This window comes from Vibrio sp. 2433-A1 (assembly GCF_056726085.1).
The window spans coordinates 1-8,889 of the sequence record NZ_JBRESC010000044.1 but is presented as its reverse complement, the minus strand read 5'-3'; the positions used below and the strand labels follow the sequence as shown (position 1 = coordinate 8,889).

Below are 8,889 nucleotides of genomic sequence, written 5' to 3'. Positions count from 1 at the left end.
GTAATGCCAGTCAGTTAAGCTGACTGGCATTTTTTCTATTTGTTGCGTACTTCTTGGGTTTCAACTTCACCCATCGAGGATAACTTCTATCTTCTCTTCGAGGCGGTAAGATAAACATGGATACATGCTCTAGTAATACCTCATAGTGTTTAGGGAGCTTTCCTGGGCTTGTTAAAGGCAACGCTGCAAAGTATTGCGTCACAGCCATAGCGCTACTCGTAAAGCTCAGTTGATTTGGCCAGACGCTATCTAACCTACTTGCCGCTTTTGTCATAACCTGCCTGATAAGGTTATAGGCGAGTAAAATACCCCAGAGCTCCTGCTTAACCATATCTGGACGCTTGCTTCGCAATGTATACTCACTGTCAAGTAAGGTCTGCTTCATTTCCCGATAGCCTAATTCGATTTCCCAGCGATAACGATAGAGCTCTACGATTTCTTCGCCAGGAAAACGTAACCCATCACGCATTGATGTAAGCACCTGATACTCCTTACCTTTAATGATTTTTGAGACTAACCTTGCTTCAACTACATCAGGAAGTTCACTAAACTTCTTTCTTGCCTGAGGTGTTGTTTTAATCGCAACGATTGCATCACTCTTGCTGTACCTATGAACGACTTCATACTGGAAGTCTTTTCTCACAGGGAGCATCCAATGCCTCTCTTGGCCGACTTTGTTCCATCGGTTAAGCAGTCCCAGAGAGTAATATCCTTTGTCAAAAATAGTCAGAGAATGGTCTGGCGTTTGTTCTATGAGTTCTTCTGCAAGCCGCATTTCGTTGGTTCGATAGTCAGAGAATGCACTATCGATGAGCTGATGACTTGTAAGCTCCATCAAGCAAACCATGCGTATCTTAGGGTAAATATTTTCAGATGACTGATTACGCTGTGCTTTAAACTCTTGATGATTTTCAGGTGTATCTGCCGTTCTCCAAACGACACCATCGACAGATAGAAGATTGAGTCCACACCAAGTTTCAAACTTAGAAGATTGATAACTCTGAGCCGCCATCGTCTTAAAGACTTGTTTAACACCTTCTTCGCCTAATCTCTGCCTCGCTTGGACAACAGCACTTGGCGCAACAAAGCGCTGTTTGTCTGGTAGGACAATATCAAGTTGGTTAGCGATATCCCAAACAGATTGTTGCCGAAAAAGACTCATTCCTACAACGGACCAAAGTACTGCTTCCAAGGGTAAGCGTCTTCTTCTCACTGTTGCTACACCAGCTTTTTCAAAACCTTGCTGGATAAGCTCTGGACTAAGGATCTCAGAGTATTTGTCAAAGTGATGGAAGGTATTGCATGAGCGAAAAGTATTCGCAAGTTGGCTTTCTAAAGACATGAAAAATCCGATATTAGTTTCCTAATATCGGATTTTGAAGCCTTTTGAGGATCGGTCAAATGATCTCAAAAATTTTTCTTAACTGATCGGCATTACTCAGATTAGAGGCGTTTTTTCTTATTTTATAGCTGCTTATTGAGGGTTTAGCTCAATCAACTTCTCAGTTCGCTCTATGGCATCTTGTAGATTAAGTTGCTTATACGCTTCGAGCTGAATCTCAAGCGACTTTCTAGCGGCTTCAGTATTTGGATAGGTTTTTTGTAGCTCTTGCGTGCGGTTGATTGCTGCAATCCATGCTTCTCTGCGCAGGTAAAAATCTGCCGTTGCTAAGTCATATTCTGCCAGACGATTTTTTAAAGCGTACATGCGCTTTTGTGAGTCTTCTGCATATGGACTTGTAGGGTATCGTTCAAGGAGCTTTTTAAAATCAGCAAACGCTTTTTTTACCGGTTCAGGGTCACGATCGCTACGATCGACATTGAACAAGTCGTGCATGAAGTTACGGTCTTGTGCCATATGGGTAAGGCCGCGCATATAAAGTACCCAGTCTAGTTTTTCATGGGTCGGGTTCAAGCGCATAAAGCGTTCGATAGTTGCAAGACCTAAAGCAAGATCATCGTTTTTGTAGTAGGCGTAGATCAAGTCTAACTGAACTTGTTCAGAGTAAGCACCAAACGGGTAACGAGAATCTAGAGCCTCTAGCTTTTCAATTGCAGTTATCCAGTTACCACTTTGAAGCGAAATCTGCGCATCTGAGTAAAGCTCAGATGGTGGCACGTCTGGAACGACTTCTTCGCTGCTAGAACAGCCAACCAGTAGCGATAGTGCCAACAAGCCAGATAAAGTATGCTTTTTCATGTCAGGATTCGATTCCTTGAGATAAATATTTCAGATGCTTCCGTTACTTTCTGAGCAGTAACAGATACAATGTCCAATAGTACATTTTTCCACACTAGTGACAATTAGTCTCACAGTTTTTAAAAAAGTTCGATATGGCTCAGCAGATTGAATTAACAAATACAGTAAAAGATAGCCAATTAGGCCAACGCCTAGACCAAGCTATCGCCGAATTATTCGCGGACTTTTCTCGTTCACGCCTAAAGGAATGGCTGCTTGACGGTAAAGTTAAAGTTAACGGTGAAGTGATATCAAAGCCTCGCACCAAGGTTATGGGTGGCGAAGAGATTATCTTGCAAGCGGAACTTGAAGATGAAGAGCGTTGGGAAGCGCAAGATATCCCACTTGATATCGTTTATGAAGATGACGATATCTTAGTGATCAATAAGCCTCGTGGTTTTGTTGTTCACCCAGGTGCGGGTACGCCAGATGGTACAGTACTTAATGCTCTGCTACATCATTATCCTAATATCGCTGAAGTTCCTCGTGCGGGTATCGTGCATCGTCTCGATAAAGATACGACTGGTTTGATGGTTGTGGCGAAAACCGTCCCTGCACAAACTCGTTTAGTTCGAGCATTACAGAAGAAGCGTAACTTTGTGCGTGAGTATGAAGCGATCGCTATTGGGCGTATGACCGCTGGTGGACGAGTAGAGCAACCAATCGGTCGCCACTCAACCAAGCGAACCTTGATGGCAGTGACGCCTACAGGTAAGCCTGCGATTACTCATTACCGTGTAGCGGAACACTTCCGTGAACATACACGTATCCGATTACGTCTGGAAACAGGCCGTACGCACCAGATTCGTGTTCATATGTCTTACTTGCAGCACCCTCTATTAGGGGATACTGCATACGGTGGTCGTGCACGTATTCCAAGTGGTGCATCAGAAGAGCTAGCGAACCACATTCGCAGCTTTGATCGTCAAGCGCTTCATGCGGTAATGCTCAAATTTGAGCACCCAATTACTGGTGAAGAAGTAGAGTTCCATGCTCCTGTGCCTGACGATATGATCGAAATGGCAGAAGCACTACGCCAAGATACTCTAGAACACGGCTTAAAAGACGAGTTTTAAGTATGGAAATGATCATCCCTAACTGGCCTGCTAAAAAACAGGTTAAAGCCTTTGCTTCGACAAGAGCTGGAGGATTCTCGGTTGGTCCGTATCAAGGGCTTAATCTGGGTGCTCATGTTGGGGATGAGCAATCTATCGTAGTGAAAAACCGCGCTGAGTTAGCGCTAGAGGCAAACATGCCATCAGCACCTGTATGGTTGAACCAAACTCACTCTACCGTTGTTAGTCAGGCCGTTGAGCCAATAGAGCACGTGGTAGATGCAGATGGTCTGTTTACGGCTTCTGCTGGTGTGGTTTGCTCGGCAATGACCGCAGATTGCCTTCCGGTGTTGCTTACTAATATAGAAGGCACCCAAGTTGCGGCTGTGCATGCTGGTTGGCGTGGCTTAGCAAATGGCATTGTCGAAAATGCGGTGGCTAAGTTTGATGGTGAAGTCATGGCTTGGGTTGGCCCAGCGATTGGTCAGGCTGCCTTTGAAGTTGGCCAAGATGTTGTTGATGCTTTTACTTCAGTTGCTCCAGAGGCCCAACAAGCGTTCACCGCTAAATTACGACCGGGAAAGTGGCTTGCCGATATGAATATGTTGGTGACGCAACGACTCAACAGTGTCGGTGTAGATCAAGTTTACTACAGCAACCTATGTACATTTGAAGACGCTAACCGTTTCTACTCTTATCGCCGAGACGGGATAACAGGTCGACAAGCAACTTTTATCTGGATCGAAAACTAATCGTCTATTTTCATAACGGAAAGCGACAACCTCCCCTTGAAAATCCACCAAAGCGTATCCATCTTTCATACTGATTAGTTATTTTTTCTCAGTTGAGGTAGGAAGGTAGATATGCGTCTTGACAGATTTACTAGCAAATTCCAAATCGCTATATCTGACGCTCAGTCGCTTGCTTTAGGTCGCGACCATCAATACATCGAACCCGTTCATTTGATGGTAGCTTTAATGGACCAAAACGGTAGTCCGATTCGTCCACTGCTGACAATGCTCAATGTTGATATTACTCATTTACGCTCTAAGTTAAGCGAGATTTTAGATCGTTTACCTAAGGTGAGTGGTATCGGTGGTGACGTCCAGTTATCGAGTGCGATGGGCACTATGTTTAACCTGTGTGACAAGGTGGCTCAAAAGCGCCAAGACTCCTACATCTCATCTGAAGTCTTCTTACTTGCTGCACTAGAAGACAAAGGCCCACTAGGTTCTTTGCTCAAAGAATCTGGTTTAACCGAAGCTAAATTATCTGAAGCAATTGATAAAGTCCGTGGCGGTCAGAAAATTGATGACCCGAATGCCGAAGAGCTCCGTCAAGCGTTAGAAAAGTTTACTATCGATCTGACCGAGCGCGCTGAACAAGGCAAGCTTGACCCAGTTATCGGTCGTGATGACGAGATTCGTCGTACTATCCAAGTCTTGCAACGCCGTACTAAAAATAACCCTGTCATTATTGGTGAGCCTGGGGTGGGTAAAACGGCGATTGTTGAAGGTCTGGCTCAGCGAATTATCAATAATGAAGTGCCGGAAGGGCTACGTGGTCGTCGAGTGCTCTCTTTAGATATGGGCGCTTTAGTTGCGGGTGCTAAATATCGTGGTGAATTTGAAGAACGCTTAAAGTCGGTATTGAATGAACTGTCAAAAGAAGAGGGCAACATTATCCTCTTCATTGATGAGATTCATACTATGGTTGGGGCCGGCAAAGGTGAAGGCTCAATGGACGCAGGAAACATGCTTAAACCAGCATTGGCTCGTGGTGAGCTTCATTGTGTGGGCGCGACAACATTAGATGAGTACCGTCAGTATATTGAAAAAGATCCTGCTCTTGAGCGACGTTTTCAAAAAGTCATTGTTGATGAACCAAGTGTCGAAGATACCGTCGCCATTTTACGTGGTTTGAAAGAACGCTATGAACTGCATCACCATGTAGAGATTACCGATCCTGCTATTGTTGCAGCGGCGAGCTTATCTCATCGCTATGTGTCTGATCGCCAATTGCCAGATAAAGCGATAGATTTGATTGATGAAGCGGCTTCAAGTATCCGTATGCAAATCGATTCTAAACCAGAGTCATTGGATAAGTTAGAGCGCAAAATCATTCAGTTGAAAATAGAACAGCAAGCACTGACTAATGAACATGATGAAGCGAGTGAGAAGCGCTTAACTACCCTAAATGATGAGCTTAATGAAAAAGAACGCGCGTTTGCTGAACTCGAAGAAGTTTGGAATGCGGAGAAAGCGGCTCTGTCTGGTACGCAACATATCAAATCTGAACTAGAACAAGCGCGCATGGATATGGAGTTCGCGCGACGTGCTGGTGATTTGAATCGCATGTCAGAATTGCAATACGGTCGTATTCCTGAATTAGAAAAACAGTTAGATCTTGCGACTCAAGCTGAGATGCAAGAGATGACATTGCTGCGAAACAAAGTTACCGACAACGAAATAGCCGATGTGCTCTCTAAGCAGACAGGTATTCCTGTATCTAAAATGCTTGAAGCAGAAAAAGAGAAACTACTGCACATGGAAGAAGTGCTGCACAAACGTGTTATCGGACAAACTGAAGCGGTAGAAGTGGTTGCGAATGCTATTCGACGCAGTCGCGCTGGCTTATCTGAGCCAAATCAGCCGATTGGTTCGTTCCTCTTTTTGGGACCAACGGGTGTTGGTAAAACTGAATTATGTAAAACATTAGCTAACTTCATGTTCGATAGTGAAGATGCGATGGTTCGTATCGATATGTCAGAGTTTATGGAGAAACATTCGGTGGCACGCTTAGTCGGTGCACCTCCGGGTTATGTCGGTTATGAAGAAGGTGGCTATCTTACAGAAGCTGTACGCCGCAAGCCTTATTCTGTAATTTTGTTAGATGAGGTAGAGAAGGCTCACCCAGATGTATTCAACATTTTGCTACAAGTCTTAGATGATGGTCGCTTAACGGATGGGCAGGGTCGAACGGTCGATTTTCGTAATACGGTTGTCATTATGACGTCGAACCTTGGTTCAGCGCGTATTCAAGAAAACTTTGCCTCGCTCGATTATCAAGGTATGAAAGAGCAAGTGATGGATGTGGTGAGTAAACATTTCCGTCCAGAGTTCTTAAACCGAGTCGATGAGAGCGTTGTTTTCCACCCACTTGGCCAAGAGCATATTAAGTCGATTGCCTCTATACAGCTGTTGAGACTTTCAAAACGTATGGAAGAGAAAGGTTACTCATTGGATGTATCAGACAAAGCACTAGATTTGATATCGCAAGTTGGTTTCGATCCAGTATATGGAGCAAGGCCGCTAAAGCGTGCGATTCAGCAAAGTGTCGAAAACCCGCTTGCTAAAGCTATTCTTGCGGGCAAGGTCATCCCAGACAAACCGGTAAAACTACTGGTAAGCAATGACCAGATAATTGCGCATCAATAGTGTTGTTGAAGTGATAGATAAAAGAAGGGCCAAAATTTAGGCCCTTTTGTGTTCTTTTTTTGCTTATTGGTGGATTGTTGAGCGAACGACTTAAAAAACGCATTTTTATTGAAAATAGGGGTTGCGCTTAATTCGGAACTCCCTATAATGCGCCTCCGTTGTCACGGGAAACCAAGCTGACAAGCAATGACAACAACGGCGGTGAAAGTTAAACGATAACTTTCGAAGAAATAACGAAAAAAGTGTTTGACACAATAAGTTATCTCGATAAAATGGCCGTCCGTTTTGAGCAGAGCCCAAAACGAAGTTCTTTAAAAATATAGACCTATCAATCTGTGTGGGCACTCGTTGATGATAATCCAATTAGAAGCTTAGGCTTCAAATTAGGTTTCAATGAAACGAAGTGACCAATACAAATAGTGACTTTCTTTATTAGAGAGGCGTTATTTGGCACAGTCAATTCATTATCGTTCTGTTGGAACGATAATAGCTTTAAAATTACACAGTAGTTTTGAAGTCAGTATTCATTGAGCCTCGCCCTATTAATTTAGGGAATCAAAACTTTTAAATTGAAGAGTTTGATCATGGCTCAGATTGAACGCTGGCGGCAGGCCTAACACATGCAAGTCGAGCGGAAACGACTTAACTGAACCTTCGGGGAACGTTAAGGGCGTCGAGCGGCGGACGGGTGAGTAATGCCTGGGAAATTGCCCTGATGTGGGGGATAACCATTGGAAACGATGGCTAATACCGCATAATGCCTTCGGGCCAAAGAGGGGGACCTTCGGGCCTCTCGCGTCAGGATATGCCCAGGTGGGATTAGCTAGTTGGTGAGGTAAGGGCTCACCAAGGCGACGATCCCTAGCTGGTCTGAGAGGATGATCAGCCACACTGGAACTGAGACACGGTCCAGACTCCTACGGGAGGCAGCAGTGGGGAATATTGCACAATGGGCGCAAGCCTGATGCAGCCATGCCGCGTGTATGAAGAAGGCCTTCGGGTTGTAAAGTACTTTCAGCAGTGAGGAAGGTTCATACGTTAATAGCGTATGGATTTGACGTTAGCTGCAGAAGAAGCACCGGCTAACTCCGTGCCAGCAGCCGCGGTAATACGGAGGGTGCGAGCGTTAATCGGAATTACTGGGCGTAAAGCGCATGCAGGTGGTTTGTTAAGTCAGATGTGAAAGCCCGGGGCTCAACCTCGGAATTGCATTTGAAACTGGCAGACTAGAGTACTGTAGAGGGGGGTAGAATTTCAGGTGTAGCGGTGAAATGCGTAGAGATCTGAAGGAATACCGGTGGCGAAGGCGGCCCCCTGGACAGATACTGACACTCAGATGCGAAAGCGTGGGGAGCAAACAGGATTAGATACCCTGGTAGTCCACGCCGTAAACGATGTCTACTTGGAGGTTGTGGCCTTGAGCCGTGGCTTTCGGAGCTAACGCGTTAAGTAGACCGCCTGGGGAGTACGGTCGCAAGATTAAAACTCAAATGAATTGACGGGGGCCCGCACAAGCGGTGGAGCATGTGGTTTAATTCGATGCAACGCGAAGAACCTTACCTACTCTTGACATCCTCAGAAGAGACTGGAGACAGTCTTGTGCCTTCGGGAACTGAGAGACAGGTGCTGCATGGCTGTCGTCAGCTCGTGTTGTGAAATGTTGGGTTAAGTCCCGCAACGAGCGCAACCCTTATCCTTGTTTGCCAGCGAGTAATGTCGGGAACTCCAGGGAGACTGCCGGTGATAAACCGGAGGAAGGTGGGGACGACGTCAAGTCATCATGGCCCTTACGAGTAGGGCTACACACGTGCTACAATGGCGCATACAGAGGGCAGCCAACTTGCGAAAGTGAGCGAATCCCAAAAAGTGCGTCGTAGTCCGGATTGGAGTCTGCAACTCGACTCCATGAAGTCGGAATCGCTAGTAATCGTGGATCAGAATGCCACGGTGAATACGTTCCCGGGCCTTGTACACACCGCCCGTCACACCATGGGAGTGGGCTGCAAAAGAAGTAGGTAGTTTAACCTTCGGGAGAACGCTTACCACTTTGTGGTTCATGACTGGGGTGAAGTCGTAACAAGGTAGCCCTAGGGGAACCTGGGGCTGGATCACCTCCTTATACGATGATTACTCACGATGAGTGTCCACACAGATTGAT

At 45.6% G+C, this 8,889-nt stretch carries 5 protein-coding genes and 1 rRNA gene; 4 read left to right on the top strand and 2 right to left on the bottom strand.

All coding sequences use genetic code 11. The features are described 5' to 3' along the window. Nucleotides 1-10: 10 nt before the first annotated feature. Together ACU01J_RS21000 and ACU01J_RS20995 are read right to left on the bottom strand one after the other, a co-directional pair. Complete coding sequence (locus tag ACU01J_RS21000) at nt 11-1,342, bottom strand: IS4 family transposase (RefSeq protein ID WP_481084253.1); 1,332 nt, start codon at nt 1,340-1,342, stop codon at nt 11-13. 132 nt (nt 1,343-1,474) lie between these two features. After that, nucleotides 1,475-2,200: an outer membrane protein assembly factor BamD gene (locus ACU01J_RS20995; RefSeq protein WP_481087389.1), complete on the bottom strand. Its 726-nt coding sequence runs from the start codon at nt 2,198-2,200 to the stop codon at nt 1,475-1,477. A gap of 134 nt (nt 2,201-2,334) precedes the next feature. Here ACU01J_RS20995 and rluD point away from each other — a divergent pair, with 134 nt between their 5' ends. From rluD to ACU01J_RS20975, 4 genes are all read left to right on the top strand, one after another. After that, nucleotides 2,335-3,315, top strand: coding sequence for a 23S rRNA pseudouridine(1911/1915/1917) synthase RluD (gene rluD / locus ACU01J_RS20990; RefSeq protein ID WP_481087388.1), 981 nt, complete (start codon nt 2,335-2,337; stop codon nt 3,313-3,315). 2 nt (nt 3,316-3,317) lie between these two features. After that, nucleotides 3,318-4,046, top strand: a complete 729-nt coding sequence (gene pgeF / locus ACU01J_RS20985) for a peptidoglycan editing factor PgeF (RefSeq protein WP_481087387.1) — start codon at nt 3,318-3,320, stop codon at nt 4,044-4,046. A 111-nt stretch (nt 4,047-4,157) separates the two neighbouring features. Beyond that, nucleotides 4,158-6,731 (top strand): ATP-dependent chaperone ClpB, encoded by a 2,574-nt coding sequence (gene clpB, locus ACU01J_RS20980; RefSeq protein ID WP_481087386.1) that lies wholly within the window; start codon nt 4,158-4,160, stop codon nt 6,729-6,731. 566 nt (nt 6,732-7,297) lie between these two features. Further along, nucleotides 7,298-8,850, top strand: a 16S ribosomal RNA gene (locus ACU01J_RS20975). Nucleotides 8,851-8,889: the final 39 nt, after the last annotated feature.